General features: G+C 62.4%; 12 protein-coding genes. 5 read left to right on the plus strand and 7 right to left on the minus strand.

Annotated features, from left to right (window positions below; translation table 11 throughout):
- Window positions 1-15 precede the first annotated feature (15 nt).
- Window positions 16-825: an IclR family transcriptional regulator gene (locus tag NCT04_RS27610; protein ID WP_250468841.1), complete on the plus strand. Its 810-nt coding sequence runs from the start codon at window positions 16-18 to the stop codon at window positions 823-825.
- Between the two features lie 13 nt (window positions 826-838).
- On the opposite strand, the gene NCT04_RS27615 is transcribed toward NCT04_RS27610, so the two are convergent.
- The 3 genes from NCT04_RS27615 to NCT04_RS27625 all read right to left on the minus strand — a co-directional run bounded on the left by NCT04_RS27615 (window position 839) and on the right by NCT04_RS27625 (window position 7620).
- The gene (locus NCT04_RS27615; RefSeq protein ID WP_250468843.1) at window positions 839-2506 is read right to left on the minus strand and encodes an autotransporter family protein; all 1668 of its coding nucleotides are present in this window, start codon (window positions 2504-2506) and stop codon (window positions 839-841) included.
- Window positions 2446-5865, minus strand: a complete 3420-nt coding sequence (locus NCT04_RS27620) for an autotransporter-associated beta strand repeat-containing protein (RefSeq protein WP_250468854.1) — start codon at window positions 5863-5865, stop codon at window positions 2446-2448. The genes NCT04_RS27615 and NCT04_RS27620 overlap by 61 nt, the downstream gene beginning before the upstream one ends.
- 417 nt (window positions 5866-6282) lie before the next feature.
- Window positions 6283-7620 (minus strand): AarF/UbiB family protein, encoded by a 1338-nt coding sequence (locus NCT04_RS27625; protein WP_250468856.1) that lies wholly within the window; start codon window positions 7618-7620, stop codon window positions 6283-6285.
- A 502-nt stretch (window positions 7621-8122) separates the two neighbouring features.
- On the opposite strand from NCT04_RS27625, the gene NCT04_RS27630 reads away from it, so the two are divergent.
- From NCT04_RS27630 to NCT04_RS27640, 3 genes are all read left to right on the plus strand, one after another.
- Window positions 8123-8515, plus strand: a complete 393-nt coding sequence (locus NCT04_RS27630; protein ID WP_250468858.1) for a hypothetical protein — start codon at window positions 8123-8125, stop codon at window positions 8513-8515.
- A gap of 541 nt (window positions 8516-9056) precedes the next feature.
- Window positions 9057-9467 carry a hypothetical protein gene (locus NCT04_RS27635; protein WP_250468861.1) on the plus strand — a complete coding sequence of 137 codons (411 nt, stop codon included), beginning with the start codon at window positions 9057-9059 and terminating at the stop codon, window positions 9465-9467.
- 178 nt (window positions 9468-9645) lie between these two features.
- On the plus strand, window positions 9646-10056 hold the full coding sequence (locus NCT04_RS27640) for a hypothetical protein (protein WP_250468862.1): 411 nt from the start codon (window positions 9646-9648) through the stop codon (window positions 10054-10056).
- 6 nt (window positions 10057-10062) lie between these two features.
- Here the strand turns inward: NCT04_RS27640 and NCT04_RS27645 are convergent, their stop codons facing one another.
- On the minus strand, window positions 10063-10500 hold the full coding sequence (locus tag NCT04_RS27645) for a response regulator (protein WP_244829905.1): 438 nt from the start codon (window positions 10498-10500) through the stop codon (window positions 10063-10065).
- Window positions 10501-10728: 228 nt separating this feature from the next.
- Between NCT04_RS27645 and NCT04_RS27650 the strand changes: the two genes are divergently transcribed.
- Window positions 10729-10971 (plus strand): hypothetical protein, encoded by a 243-nt coding sequence (locus tag NCT04_RS27650; protein ID WP_250468871.1) that lies wholly within the window; start codon window positions 10729-10731, stop codon window positions 10969-10971.
- 10 nt (window positions 10972-10981) lie between these two features.
- Here NCT04_RS27650 and NCT04_RS27655 read toward each other — a convergent pair whose 3' ends face one another.
- From NCT04_RS27655 to NCT04_RS27665, 3 genes are read right to left on the minus strand one after another with little or no spacing between them, the layout of a single operon-like run.
- Window positions 10982-12556, minus strand: coding sequence for an efflux transporter outer membrane subunit (locus NCT04_RS27655; protein ID WP_250468873.1), 1575 nt, complete (start codon window positions 12554-12556; stop codon window positions 10982-10984).
- Window positions 12540-14123, minus strand: a complete 1584-nt coding sequence (locus tag NCT04_RS27660; RefSeq protein ID WP_244829902.1) for a DHA2 family efflux MFS transporter permease subunit — start codon at window positions 14121-14123, stop codon at window positions 12540-12542. Before NCT04_RS27660 ends, NCT04_RS27655 begins: the two co-directional genes overlap by 17 nt.
- A 10-nt stretch (window positions 14124-14133) precedes the next feature.
- Window positions 14134-15339 (minus strand): HlyD family secretion protein, encoded by a 1206-nt coding sequence (locus tag NCT04_RS27665; RefSeq protein ID WP_250468875.1) that lies wholly within the window; start codon window positions 15337-15339, stop codon window positions 14134-14136.
- Window positions 15340-15386: the final 47 nt, after the last annotated feature.

A 15386-nucleotide genomic window follows, 5' to 3' on the forward strand; every position in this document is an offset into this window, starting at 1 on the left:
ACTCAGGTTTCCAAAATGTCCGCAGCTTCCGACTCCTCTTCCTCCTCCTTCGACGCGGCGAAAGCCAACGGCACCGCCGCGTTCTCGAAGTTCATGGTGGTGCTGCAACTCATCGCCGATGCCGATGAACCGCCGACCGTCGCCAGCCTCACGGCGGGATCGGGTTATCCGCGTCCGACGGTGTATCGCATCGTCGGCGCGCTAATTGCCGAAGGGCTCGCGGTCGAGAGCGCACGTGGTGGAAGTTATGCGCTCGGCCCGCGTCTGATGTCGCTTGCGAGCCGAAGCTGGGAGCGCTCCGATCTGCGCATCGCCGCCACCGACGCGTTGCAGGCTCTGCGCGACAGTACGCAGGAAACCGTGCATCTCGCCGTGCGCAGCGGCGCGGAGATGGTGTATATCGAAAAGCTCGAAAGTCCTCATGCGGTGCGCATGGCTTCGCGCATCGGCACGCGTGTCACGCTCTATTCGAGTTCGGTGGGCAAGGCGTATCTGTCGACGCTCGGTCGTGCCGAGCGCGATGCGTTGTTGCAAGGCATGGCGTTCGAGCGCTTTACGTCGAATACGATTACCGAGCGTCGCGCGCTCGATGCGGAACTCGATGCCTGCCACGCGCGCGGCTATGCGGAAGACCGCGAGGAAAACGAAGCGCAGATTTTTTGTTACGGCAGCGCGATCGTCGGGGCGAACGGCACGACGCTCGGCTGCGTAAGCGTGAGCATTCCGCTGTTCAGAAAGAGCGCGACGCCTGTCGAAACTTATATCGAACCGCTCAAGGCCGCGTGCCGCAAGATCGGGGAGCGCATGAGTCCGGGTACGCGCTGACGCGCGCGCGTGCTCACCAGATGTACCGCGCGCCCAGCAAACCTTGATAGCTGCGATAATTGCCGTCGCCTTGCTGGTAGCCGAGGTTGCCCCACAGACGCCAGTTCCGCGCGAGTTGCGCCTGCGCGCCGACCTTTACTTCGAGGCGATTCCTCGGGCCGTCCTGCGACACCACGATCTGATTGAAGGCGATGGAATTGCCGCTCGTGTCGTGCCACCAGTTGACTTCCAGATACGGCAGCCAGCCTGGCGCCGCGGCCGATCCCGGCGCGTGAAAAACGCGCATGCCCACGCGCGTCGTCAGTGCATTGATATTGCCGCCATGGACGATCGTGCCCCCAGACTCCACGTGATCGTCGGCGGCATAGTTCGAATAGATGACTTGCGCTTGCGGCTCGATCAGCACCGGGCCGCTCGACGTCTGACCTACCGCGAACGCCCATCCGCCTTCGACCGATCCGCCCCACGTATGGCTCGCGTAGCTCTCGCCATTCAGTTGCGCGCCCTTGACCGTGTTGTCGAAGTGCGCATATTGCAGCCACGTATCCACGTAAGGTCCGACAGGCGAAAGCGCATTCGCGCGCCAGGTCGCGTAGACGCCGGCGCTCGCGCCGTTCACATTGCCTCGCGCGGTGGCGGGATTGTTACGTGCAGTGGCATCGGTCGTCGACGAACCATAACCCGCCATGATGCCCGCCTGCCAATGCTGCGCGTTCGACACGCGATGCAGCAAGTCGATGCCCGCCTGAAAGAGCGCGGTGTCGGTGGATTCGGCAAGCCGCCCGCCGGCCGCGTTGCCGTCGGTGTGCGCGGCGCGAGTGCGCACCCAGGCCGTCGATTCGTTGCCGCTCATGCCATCCACGGCGAAGGGATCGGGGAAGCCCGCGCGGTCGTGCAAGGTCATGACGAACATGTCGCGCGCCGCTGCCTGATTGCCAAGATAGCCGCCCGGCTCGGGTCGTGGCGCGGGTGTCGGTGTCGGCGACGGTCCGTCCGTCAAGGTTCGCAAATACCAGTTGCCATCGACGGGTGTACTCGCGCCGCCTTTGTACAGGTTGTATTCGTATGGACCCGCGACGACGCGGCCATCGAGCGTGAACTGGCCGTTCGACTGACCATCCACCTGAACGATGCGGATTCCGTTGCTCGTTATCGCCCCCGCGCCGCCTGCGTTCCGCACTTTCACGGCGGTCTGACCGGCACTGTCGCCATGCACGATCAGGCGATCTGTCGCGGAATCGTCGCTGCCCAGCGCCGTGCTCAACGTCAGCAATCCATTGTTGCCGATGTAGTTGCCCGCGACCGTCAACGTACTCGTGGGCGTCGGGCTGCTCATGCGGATTTCGCCGTTGTTCGTCAACGTTCCGCCGATACTGAACGCGCCAGCCGCGGCATTCGCGAAACCGGGCGCTGCATCCGCGACCGCGAGCAATCCGTTGTTCACCACCGCGCCGCCCACGCCGCCATAACCGCCGAATGTCGCGCCCTGCGCCACCGATACTTGCGGCGTGTTCGGCAATTGCGCGTTGTCGGTCAGGATGAGCGCGCCCGAATTCACTTGAGTGGTCCCGCTGTATGTCTGGCTGCCCGGCAGCAATAGCGCGCCAGAACCTTGCTGCGTCAACGCGCCGGTTCCGCTGATCGAGTGGCCATAGACGTAGCGATCGCTGCGATTGAACACCAGCGCGCCGTTGTTGAGATATCGCCCGCGACGCTGCCCGACGCGCCGCCCGTTCCGAGCTGTAGCACGCCCGCGTCAATGGTGGTCGGCGCCGTGTAAGTGTGGTCCGCGCTCAGAATCAACCGGCCGGCGCCGGTTTTCGTGAAGCCGCCCGAGCCGCTGATGACACCGTCGAACACGGTGTTCATACTGTAGTTTGCCGTGAGCGTTGCCGTGCCGAGCGAGACGTTGCCCGCGCCTGCGAGGCTCGTGACCTGCTGATTGAAACCGTTCAGATCGAATGTCGTGCCCGGCGACAACATCACGCGCGAACTCGGCGCGATGACATTCTCCGCTCCGGCTTGCAGCGTCCCGCCTTCGATCAGCGTCGCGCCGGTGTACGTGTTCGCCTTTGACAATTGCAACGTGCCCGCGCCTGCCTTGGTGAGCGTCTTGCCATCCCAGCCCGTCGTCTGATTGGCCGTCTCATTGGCGAGAACGACGTCCATGTCGAACGAATCGCCGGGTTGCACGAGCGTGAAGACGCCGTTCGCCGTCGCGGGCGTCGTCCCGTGCGCGGCATACCACGTGAGCCCGACGCCCACGTTGTAGTTCTGGGCGGTATAAGCGGACGAGAGCGTCAGGAAATCGACGGAACTGGCCGTGCCGCCGATGCGCGTCGATGCGAACGTTCCACTAAGCCCGCCGGGCGTGGTCGCGTGGATTTCCGTGAATGCGCCCGCTGCCAGTTGCGCGGCGCTCGTCGCGGGCGCTGCCGTGTAACCCGCGAGGTTGAAGATCGCGCCAGGACCGATCGATGCCGTGCTCGCCGAGATCACCGGTTCGGCAACCCCCGCGATGCTGGACAGTGTGCCGGTCATGGTGAAGGCGCGGCCGACTCCGAGCTGGCTGCGGCTCGACAGCGCGGTGGTCGCGCCGGACGCGGTCGTCCAGTCGGCCGCAGTCGTGAACGCGCCAGTTTGCAAAAGCCGTAATGTGCCGGCTTCGACGCTGACCGCGCCTTGCGTCGAACCGGAGGCGGCGAGATTCGCCGCGCCGACGCCCGTCTTCAAGAGCGCGCCTGAGCCGCTCAGTGTGTTGAGCATCAGGGCGTCGTTGGCGAAATCCAGTTGCAGAATGGCGTTATTCGTCACCGCGCCTGCGCCGAGTGCGGTCCCGGTTGCCGCGATCAGCTTGCCCGAAGCGATGGTCGTGCCGCCGCTATACGTGCTCGCGCCACTCAGGCTCAGGGTCGCCGGGCCGGTTTTCACCACGCTTCCGCTACCGCCGATCGTGCCGCTGAAAGCGGTATCGGCGAGATTGACGGCGGTGAGCGCCGCACCGCCGAGCGCGATTGCGCCCGCGCCGCTCAACTGGTTGATTTGCTGCGCGAAGCCGTTCATGTCGAGCGTGGCGCCGCTCGCGATGTTGACATTGCTGCTGGTCGCGAGCGAGTCCGTCACATCGGTTCTCAGCGTGCCGCCGTCGATCAGCGTGCCACCGGTGTGGATTAGCGGCGCCGATACGATCAACAGGCCCGGACCTGTCTTCGTCAAGGTGCGGCCGTCCCAGCCGCTCGCGAAGACACCGATCCGGTCCGCCAGCGGCACGTCGAGGTTGAAGGTACTCGCGGCATCGGCGAGAGTGAAGGTGCCGTTGGCGATAGCGGCCGGTGCGCGCCACGTCAGGCCGAAGCCAACGTTATAGTTCAGGCCATCGGGGCTTTTCGCGCCGGTGAGCGTCAGGTAATCGGCGGGGCCTTGCGTGCCCGAGAAGCCGACGCTGGCGAAATCGCCCGAGATCCCGCCTGTCGTCCGAATGATGTTGAATTGCGTGCTCGTAAGCGCGCTGGCCGTATTGGGCGCGTCGGCTCCGAAACCGCTCACGGTCAGCGCGCCCCTGAGCGTCGCCGTGCTGGCCGTGATGATCGGCTGCACCTTTCCTATGCCCACGTTCAGCGCCGAGCCTACTTCCTGCGTGAAGTTCGTGGCGATTTGCAGACTCGACTTGTCCGAGATGCTTGTCGTCCCACCGACGCGTGTGGTGTATACGCCGGCGTTGAAAGCACCCGGATGGTCGAAGCCGAGCGTGCCCGCTTCGACAACCACCGTGCCTTGGCTAGAGCCGGCTTTCGTCAGGTGAGTGGCGCCACTGCCAGCCTGAATAAGCGTGCCGTTGCCGACGATCTGCCCCGCGAATGTCGCCACGGTATTGCGATTGAAGCGCAGCATGCCGTTGTTCACGACGTCGCCGTCGAGCGAGCCGCCCGCGCTGCCAGTACCGATGGTGAGGGTGCCGCTGTTCTGCACCGTGCTTGCCCCGCCGTGCTGCGTGAGCGTGCCGCCGAGCGTCAGATCGCCGATCACGTTGAGCGCGTCCGGCGTCGTGCCACCTATCGCGATGTTGCCGGTCAGCGTCCAGACGCTCTTCACGCCCGAGGTGAGCTGGCTCAATCCCGGCCCGCGGCCCGTCGCGATGTTCCCGGACTGCACGGCCGAGCCGGTCAACGCGAGCGTGTTTCCCAATCCTTCGATGTCGAGGATATTGTTATTCGCGCCTTGCAGCGACGACCCCGTTCCCAGCGTCACGCGATTGTTCGAACCGACGAGAAGAATCGCCGCCGATCCCGCACTCGCGATTTTGCCGTTATTGACGAGTGTGCTGTCCTGTTGAAGTTGAACACCTGCGCCAACGGTGCTCTGGATGCTTCCGGTCGAGCTGTTCACGACCGACATTGGAAGCGTTCCGGTGTTGACCACGCCGGTCTGATAACCGGTTATCGATCCATCGTTGTTGATGACGACCGAGCCTGTCTCGACGAATATTCCGTCGCCATAGGTCGCATCGCCCACGCCGGAAGCAATCGATGCCTTAGCGTGATTGTTGATGATCACCGTTCCGGTCGAGCCGATATAGACGCCATTGGGCGTTTGCTTGATGGGCCCGGCGACCGCGCCATTGATCGTGCCGAAGTTGTCGAACGTCCCACCCGACGCGTCGATATACGCGACACCGTGACTGGTTCGTGCGCTTATGTCGCCACGGTTGATCAGATCGTTGGAATTCCCGCCGCCGTCGAAAAGCACGCCGAACGTATTGCCGAGCAGCGCGCCGCCCGCGTTATTGGTGAGCGTTGCGGGCACATAGAATTTGATCGCGGCCGCCTGGTTGTCGACCGCACTGACGATGACTCCCGCGTTGTTGAACGTGACAGGCGCGATGGCCGTGACATCGATTGCGTTCTCGGACTGCGTTGTGATAGTCGTGCCCGGAGGAACCACATAAGAGCTGTCATCCGATAAGACAGCGCCCGTCGTGCTCGACGCAACCTGTCCCGCTTGGGAGGGCGTCGCGAACCCAATCAGGGCGGCGGCCGCCAATGGACGCAGTCTCGTGTTGAACGATGCGCAATGACGTGTACGAGCGCGACGTGTTTTCATGCGAATCGGCCTCGCCCCGGTGCGTCGTATTCATTCCGGCGTTTGTTCAAGTAATACTTCGGCTTATCGTTACGAATCTCCGGTGCTTTACCGGGGTGTAAGCGACCCGTGTCATTCTAGGACACAGTTCCCGATAAAATTCTCGTTACCTAGGATCACTTATGAAATTAGCTTCGCTTATTTTGTTAACGATCGCAGACGTCTTACCGTTCGATGTCATGTTTGCCATGCATACTCGGAACGCCTGTAGATCGAATCACTCCGACCGTTTCGATGAAAAGCGACACCGTGCCGATGCGCGCGAGCCTGCGCATGACAGTCAGCGTGGCCCGCGCATCGCCACGCGAATTGCTTCGCTCACCGCTGCTCCGCACCCGCCCGCTGCGCGATAAGCCGGGGCAAACGCGGCAGCATATGCGGCCAATGAGTGGCTTCGTGCGCGAGCCGCGTCGCGAGACTATGGCAGCCGAACTGATCGCGCGCCAGCCGAGCGATGACCTTGCGCGCGATCTTCCACACGTCGATGTCGGGCGCAACGTCATGCGCCATGTGCTCGACCGCTTCCATCGTGCGCGACAGCAGCATCGCCCGCGAAGCGATGCGCCCGTGCGCCGCGCTGTACATGTGCTCGACGGGCGCCTTGCCGATGGCATCGAATAGATGTGCCACGCCCATACCATGCCGCGTGTGCTTCGTGGAGAAACGTTCCGCCTCGCGCCGATACGTGGCCTCGACACGTACTTCGTGATGGATGGAGTGCGTGTCCGGCCGTCCGTGCTCCAGATGCACGCGCGCAGCCGCCTTGTGATCGCCTTGCAATAGCGCATCCGACACGCCGACGATGAACTCGCGTTCGTGCGCGGCGAAAAACATCGTCGGATTGTCGGCTTCGAGGACGATCTGGCCGAATGTGTCGGTGTCGATGCTCACCCGTGCGCCGGCGGCATCGAGTCCGGCGTGATAGAGGCCCGCGCCGAGCGCCATTTCGAAGAACGCTTCGATGAGGGTCGCAATGAGATCGGCCTGATCCAGTCCGTGACGCGCGAGCGCTTGCGCGTCCGAAAGAGAAATGGTCGCGATGGAACGCGTGGTCAGAACGGCGTCGTTGCAAAAGTCCCAGAGCACTTCCGGCACGGCGAGCCGGTTATCGTCACGCAACCGGTAGCGCAAAAAGCTCTGGTCGGCGGCGCGCTGGCGTAGGTCGATCATTGCGTCGACGGTTTCGGTGACGCGACGCACCCATTCGGACGGATGCATGTCGCGCGCCTTGGCCGAACGGCGTTCCGCGAAACGCGCGGCGGCGAGCGCGAGATCGAGATCATCCGCGAGTTCCTGGCGTGCATCCGGACGCAGGAGCGTTACGCGCACCGCCATTTCGCCGATGCGCGCCGCATGCGTCTGCTCCGCGATGCCCGAGCGCAGCGGCGCGGCGCTCACCTGCGTCAGCGCAACACCTTGCGCGCGCAGAGCGGCGGCGGACACATCGCGGAACTGCGTGGCATCGTACGGCGTGAAAAGCCCGTCCATTTCAGTCAGCGCAACGCGCACCGCCGTTTCCGCCAGCGCGGGATGACGTGCGAGCGCGCCGGACGTCGCGTTCAGGACGCGCGGCAACTGGCGCAGCACGGGCAAGCTCGACGCGAGCGGCGCGGCACGCGCTCCATGTAGCGCGAAGAAGCGGGCGACACGCTGCATCGAGGCACCATCCTCGCTATGGTGACTTTCCCGTATGAATGCACGGCCTAGGCGCCAAAGGGTGGCGAGTCGTCGCATGGCAGAGTCGTGCTCGCTGAGTAAGGTCTAAGTTCGCAAACGTGCAATAGACATGCCTCGGTGCAGGCATTTGAAACGCGTTTTGTCTTCCATGTGTAACACGTTTCAGCCAGCCGTGCGTGTGCTTGGCTTTGTTGCTAGTCGCCTCGAAAGTCGACAGCCAGCTTCTTACCGTCCCGTTTTCCATGTGCTAATTTTATTTAGTACGAGGGATTCGCGAACCTCGTCGAACGCGTCGAACGCGTCGAAGCGACGACGACATCATGAGCAGTCCGTTGGTCGAAGCCGGATCGCGCATGTTTCACCCGCTCTTTCGACAATTCGCTCCGTTGCATCGAGCGATTCGGATACTCGGATGTGTCTCATTAGATTCTTAAGCCCGATCGAGTTTAATGACACTCATCCCAAGCAAACAAGGTCAGCGATGAAAGCCCCTCAAGTCACGGTAGATGCGCAAGGCAACACGATTGTTTCCCATTCGACACCTATCAGCGAGCACTGCAAGAGCCGCGTGCGTTTGCTTGCATCGCTGGTCGAGATGATTGCCGCGCCCGGTGCCTACGAGCAATTCGCAATGTTTTCGGACGTCATGCAGCGCGATCTTCTGCATCTCATGCACTCGCTTGCGGAAGAACAAATGCCGCTCGTCGAGGCGCTCGAAAAACACACGGCGCAGGTTTATTACGAGAAGGGCATGAATGCGGCGCTCGAGCATCGCAGTCGTCAGCAACAAGCGGAAATCGCTGAACCGCCGCCGGTCGAATCAACGGACTACCCGCACATTTCAATGCCGGCTTTCGAAGAAGTTCGGCATTAATAAGGCAGTGTTGTCCTGTTGCAAATGGAAGGATGGATCGTTGAAGCAGTTGAGGTGGCATCGGATGCAAACCGGTACTAGCATTTTGAAGCACCGGTCGCATCCGCAGTACGCGGTAGTCGAGTAGTGTCGGAAGTAAAGCAGCAGCAGTACGAGAAGTGAGCAGTAACTGTAGCAACGCAGTACCAGTAGCATCTGAAGCACCCGCAGTATCCGCCGTACGAGAAAGTGAAGCAGTATCAGAAGCAAAGCAGCACCCGTAGCAAAACGCAGTACGAGAAAGTCAGCAGTACCCGAGCCCCTGCCCTAAGCCAGCAGGGGCTTTTTTCATTTTCGCGTCCGTTTTCAGCGCACCGTTACTTTGTATTATTTTGTCGGCACATGCTGCACATAAATTTCGATACGGTATCGTAATCCCTGCTAGCAACACGTTAGCAATATAAAGAACGACGAAGCCGCGTACTTCATCGAAAAATCATGCTGAGAGGCACTTTTGAGCGCCAGCAATATCATTCCCATCCGCACAAAAGACAGAGGCGCCATGCAGAACCAGGCCGAACAACCAGTCGAGCAAGCCATGTATATCCTCGGGCAGATCGGTGCCGTAATCTGTCACGACCATGGGCCGCGTCCCAACACATCCATCCTCACCAAGATGGCCTCGCGTCCCGCCGAAGGTCTGTGGTTCGCGGTGGCGCGCATGGACGAATTGTGTCCGCCGCAACGCGGTTCGAGACGCACGCTGCTTCGCTGGAAGCACGAGGAAATCGGACGTCTGAGCCGTCTGTTACCGCATCCGCTACCGGCGGATGCCTGCGCCAAAACCCAGATGCCCTTCTGGGCCGGCTATTGTCAGTACTGGGAAGACGTGCTCAAGCAGCATGTGCAGCGCGACATCGACAGACTGAGCATCGAACTCGATGGATTGCAGCGCAAGAGCGCGAACCTGTGAGTCGCCGCGAGCCTCGACAGCGTCAGGTTGCGGCGCAGGGGCAACTCGGGCACACTCGCGCGCTCGCCCGCGGCAGTCGATCACCCTTGAGGAATGCTTCCTTGCCGTGCTCGAACGGCATGCCGCGTCGCACTGCATCGGCGTGCTCAGCCCGAGTTTCAAGGTAAAGGAACAAACGATGGATGAAGTAAAGGTCACGGTCGACAATGACGGGCATCCCGTCATCGGCCATTCGGAATCGATAGAACAGCGCTGCAACCATATCGCGCAGGCCATTGCTGCGCTCGCCGATAGCGTCGCGGCCGCCGACAGTTCCACACAGCGGTCGCTCATGGTGCTTTTGCGCACGCTCACGCACGAGCAACTCGCGCTGACCGCTGCGCTCGGCGACCACGCAGGCGAGTTTTCATCCGATGAAGCGAATCGCAGGACGTACCGCCGTGCCTTCAGAAAAGGGTATAGCGCGGGATTGCAGCGGACCTTGCCGGCGCGTCAGACCGAGACCGTGGAACGGCCGATCAAATCTTCGGGCATTGCAACGAAGCGCCTGCGGCAGGACGCTCTGCGCAACACGGTTCTGGAGCATTGAAGAGGCTCATGCCTGGCGCATCGAATAATACTCATGCAGCACGGCGATCAGCCGGTCGAGTTCGGTCGGCTTGACGAAGTATCCATTGAAGCCCTTCAGCCGCGCGCGCGTTTGATCTTCCAGGCTCGTGCGGCTCGTGTGCGCAATCAGCAGCATGGCGGGATCGGCAGCGCGGATGACTTCGGCGACTTCCCAGCCATCGCCGAGCGGCATCATCAGATCGAGCAGCACCACGCCAGGACGCCACTTGCGCACGGCCGTCACGGCATCGAGCCCGGTATGGGCGGCGCGCACCGTCAAATCGGCGTCCTCGAGCGCGAGACAAATGGCGCGTGTCGCGTTCATGTCGTCGTCGGCAATCAGCACGCGTGGTTCGCCGCTGTCGGCCGAGCGTTCGGGCATCTGCCACACGGCTTCATCGGTGAGACGGTCAAGTCGTTGCATGTCGTTGCCCTCAGGGAAGCAAGGACGAAAGCAACCCGCGTTCCCTGTTTTAAGCAATTGGCTGTCCTCAGGCAGCATATGGCTCACGGCGATTACACTCGGGGAATACCCGATGCTAATGACACGCGCCGTCAGGCGACACGTCGAGCGTTTTTTGCACCGCCGTGACGCCTTCGCTCCCGACATTGGCGCGTCGATGACGTCGCCGCACAACCCGAGGTTCACACGATGTTCGTCGTCTACTGGCTAAGCGGCACATTGAACGAGGCAACGCCCCAGGCCGAACACCGAAGGTTCGATCCCACCGCGCTCGCGGATGCGCTGCAATACGCCGAAGCACTTCGCCGCCGACAGGCGCAAGGCCAGGACATCGCGTTCGTTACTTTGTGCAGCGAGAATCCGCAGTCCGTTGGCAAAGCCGGAGTCGCCGATCCACCCGCCGATTACGCATGGAAGAAACGTCGACGCTAAGCCTTGCGCGTTACGAACGTGCGTCCTTCTGCGCCTGGGCCACGTTCGGATCGTCGTCCTGCCATCCGCCGCCCAGTGACTTATAGACCGCGATGAGATCGGTCGTCACATTCACCGTCGATTGCGCAAGCTGCTCACGGGTCTGCGCAAGCTGACGCTCCGCGTCGAGCACCGTAACGAATGCGGTGATGCCCTTGCGATAAGCATCGGTCGCGAGTTGCAGGCTGATCTGATTGGCATCGACAGTCCGCACGAGCGCCGCACGCCGGTCCTGCTCCGTGCGATACGAAATCAGCGCGTTATCCACGTCCTGCAACGCATTGAGCACGGTCTGCCGATAAGCCAGCCCCGCTTGCGCGGCCTCGGCCTTCGAAATGCGTATGTTGGCGCGCAGCGCCCCGCCTTCGAAGATCGGCAGCGAGATACTCGGCCCGACCGACCAGAACAGACTCGACCAGCGTGCAAGATAGTTCGCCTTCAACGCGCGCGTGCCGACCTGACCCGTCAGCGAGATATCCGGATACAACTGCGCGACGGCCACGCCCACTTCCGCGGTCGCGGCATGCAACTGCGCTTCGGCGCGACGGATGTCGGGGCGACGCCGCGCGAGCGTCGAGGGAAGCCCGATCGGCACCATCGGCGGAACGGGCGGCACGGCGCGCGCATCGGACAACTCGGCATCGAGCGTACCGGGCGGACTGCCTATCAGCACGGCGAGCCCATTCAGCGCCTGTGCGATTTGCGCGTCGAGCGTCGGCAGTTGCGCCTGCAGCGTGCCGACTTGCGCACTCGCGCTTTGCACGTCCTGCTGGCTCGTCAGGCCCACGCGCGCCTGCTCGCGCGTGAGATCGAGAATTTGCTGCTCCGCGTCGATCTCGGCGAGCGTGATTTGCTTGATGGACTGTGCGCCGCGCAACTGCGCATATGTGCGCGCCACTTCCGATTCGAGCGAGACGAGCGCGTCGTTGCGGCTTTCCATCTCTGCCTCGGCCTGCGCATTGGCGGATTCCACCGAACGTCGCACGCGCCCGAAGAGATCGAGTTCCCACGATGCATCGAAGCCATCTTGATAGATCGTCGCCGGCCCGGTGGCCGAATCGAGACCCTGACGCAGCGTCGCGCCTTGCGCGCCAAGCTGATCGATCTGGTTATAGACGCCTTGCGACTGGAGGATGCCCTTGAGCCCGAGTTGCTCGCGCATCACGCTGGCGCTCGCGTTGACCTGCGGCAAACCCTGCGCCGCTGCTGACACGCTCTGTTCGCGCGCCTGCGCTATCCGCAACACGGCTTGCTGCAAGTTCAGGTTGCCCGCCGCCGCGCGGTCGATCAGCGAGTCGAGCATCGGATCGTTGAACTGCTTCCACCAGCGCGGATCGGGATCGGCGGCAGTCTGCACGACCGATGGCGCATCCGCATGCGGCACGCGCGGATCGTTCTGCGGATTCTGCGAGCGCTGCGTGTCGCTCCAGACCTCGGGGACATCGGCGCTCGGCGCCTTGTAATCGGGTCCGACAGTACACGCGCTCGTCAGCAAGGCGAGCATCAGAATGGAAAGACGCGGCTTCATCTCAATGGCCTCCCGCACCGCCAGCAGCTTTCACCGGCGAGAAGAAAAACGTGAGCGGAATGAACATGAACGAAAAGATCGCGCATGCGGCGAAGACATCGAGATAGGCGAGGATCGTCGCTTGCGAAACGAGCGTCTTGTACATTTGACCCGTGGCGGCCGTCATCGCCTGCGACATGGTCTGGCCCGTGTCCATCAGCGTGCGCGCAATGCGCTGCACCGCGTCGTTGTACGGCTGGTTGAGCGGCGTCAGATGCTCGACCATATGCGCCATGTTCGCCTGCGTGCGCTCGCGGATCATCGCGGTCGCAAGCGAGATGCCGATGGAACCCGCCACGTTGCGAAACATGGTGAAGAGCGCGGAGGCGTCGTTGTTCATCGACTTCGGCAGCGAGAGATAGGCGAGCGTCGTCACCGGCACGAACAGAAAACCGATGGCGGCCGACTGCGCGCTGCGCATCATCGTCAACGTTCTATAGTCGATGTTCGGCACCAGTCGATGCGAGTAGAGCAGCGCGACGCCCATCAGAAAGAAGCCGAAGCCGACCAGGTAACGCGTCTGCACGTAGCTCATCAGCTTGCTGACGACTGGTATCAAAAACACGATCAGCAACGCGCCCGGCGACAGCACGAGACCGGCAAGCGTGGCCGTGTAACCGAGCTGCTGCTGCGCGAGTTGCGGTATCAGCACCGCGCTGCCGTACAGCACCGACGCGAAGCCGACGATGGCCGCCGACCCCAGCGCGAAGTTGCGGTCTTTGAGCACGCGCAGGTCGACCACGGGTCGCTTCGCGTACAACAGCCAGAATGTCGCGCCGACGATGCCGACCGCCGCCAGCACCGCGAACGTGATGATGAAGTTCGAATGGAACCAGTCGTCGTCCTCGCCGCGATCGAGAAACACTTGCAGACAGCCGAGTCCGAGCGCGATCAGGCCAATGCCCACGCCGTCGATACCCACGTCCTTGTGGCTCTGCTTCTTTTCCCACGGCGGATCTTCGACGAACTGCATGACCGCGATGGTCGTCAGCACGCCAACCGGCACGTTGAGCAGAAAGACCCAGCGCCAGGTGAAGTTGTCGGTGATCCAGCCGCCGAGCGTCGGCCCGAGAACGGGCGCCACGACGATCGCCACCGCCGAGATCGAAAACGCGCGGCCGCGCTGTTCGGGCGGGAAGGTATCGAGAATGATCGACTGCTGGCTCGGCTGCAAACCGCCGCCGAAAAAGCCCTGCAGAATGCGGAAGATGATGAGCTGCCCGAGATTCGTCGCGATGCCGCACAGAAACGAACACACGGTAAACGCCGCGATGCAGATCAGGAAGTAGCGCTTGCGCCCGAGGATCTTCGAGAAGTAGGCGGACAGCGGCAGCACGATGCCGTTCGCGACGAGATAGGACGTGAGCGTCCACGTGGCTTCATCGTAGCTCGCGGACATGGTGCCGGAGATGTGCGGCAGCGCGACGTTGACGATGGTCGTATCGAGCACTTCCATGAATGCCGCGAGCGTCACCACGACGGCGATCAGCCACGGGTTCGACTTCGGCTTCCAGTTGCTGTGATCGTGCGCGGCGGTATCACTCATGGCTCGGTTCTCAGTGCGTGAGCATCACGGTCGGCACGACCGACAGACCGAGCGGCAGCGACGTGCCCGGCTTCATGCCGTCGTCGATGACGATTTTCACGGGCACGCGCTGCACGATCTTCACGAAGTTGCCCGTGGCGTTCTCCGCCGGGAACGCGGAGAAACGCGAGCCGCTGCCGAGTTGAACGCTGTCGACGTGGCCGTGCAGATCGAGGCCCGGATAGGCATCGACTTCGAGCTTCACCTTGTCGCCGGGACGCATGCGGTCGAGTTGCGATTCCTTGAAGTTCGCCGTGACCCAGACGCGCGTGGTGACGAGCGTGAGAATCGACGTTCCAGCTTGCAGGAAGGTGCCGTATTGCACGTTGCGCCGCGTGATCCAGCCGTCGGCGGGCGCGCGCAATTCCGTGTACGAGAGATTCAGTTGCGCGGCTTCGACTTGCGCCTGTGCCTGACGCACTTGCTGACGCTTCTCTTCGACGGCCGCGATCACGGTGGCTATTTGTTGCGGCACGAGGCTCGCCGTGCGCACTTGCGCACGCGCTTGCGCGACGTTCGCCGCAGCGCTCTTTTGCTGCGCGGTCGCGGTATCGATGTTTTGCTGCGACGTCGCGCGGATATCGACTGATTGCTGACGCTGATACGCCGCGCTCGCCTGCGCGAGATTCGCCCGCGCGTTCTGCTCCTGCGCCTGTGCCTGCGCGAGCTGCGCCGGATACTGCACACGCGCCACTTCGAGCTGCGTTTCCTGCGCATGCAACTGCGCCTGGGCAAGCCCGAGCTGCGCGTTGGCTTGATCGAGTTGCGCCTGATAGTCGCGCGGATCGATCTTGATGAGCAGATCGTCCTTATGCACGAAGCGGTTGTCGTCGATGTTCATCGTCACGACATAGCCCGATACCTTCGGCGCGATGGTCACGGCGTCGCCATCCGTGTAGGCGTCGTCGGTGCTGATTTCGTTGCGCGTCATGAACCACCAGACGAAGGCGCCGATAGCCAGCACGACCACGACGACGCCAAGGATGATCAGGGGTTTCTTGCCAGGCCCCTTCTTATCGCCCTTATCGCCCTTATCGTCCTTACCGTCTTTACCGTCTTTACCGTCTTTACCGTCCTTGCTTTCCTTGCTGTCTTTTTCTTTCTCGCCTTCGTCGTCGCGCTTGCGGTCGTCGTCGCGGTCGTCGTCTTGGGCTTCGGAGTCGTGTTGATCTGGCATCGCCGCTCACTTGTCAGGTTGAAACCCGGACGATGCGCCGGGTGGAA

This window comes from Caballeronia sp. GAFFF2 (assembly GCF_023631485.1).
Lineage (GTDB): Bacteria > Pseudomonadota > Gammaproteobacteria > Burkholderiales > Burkholderiaceae > Caballeronia.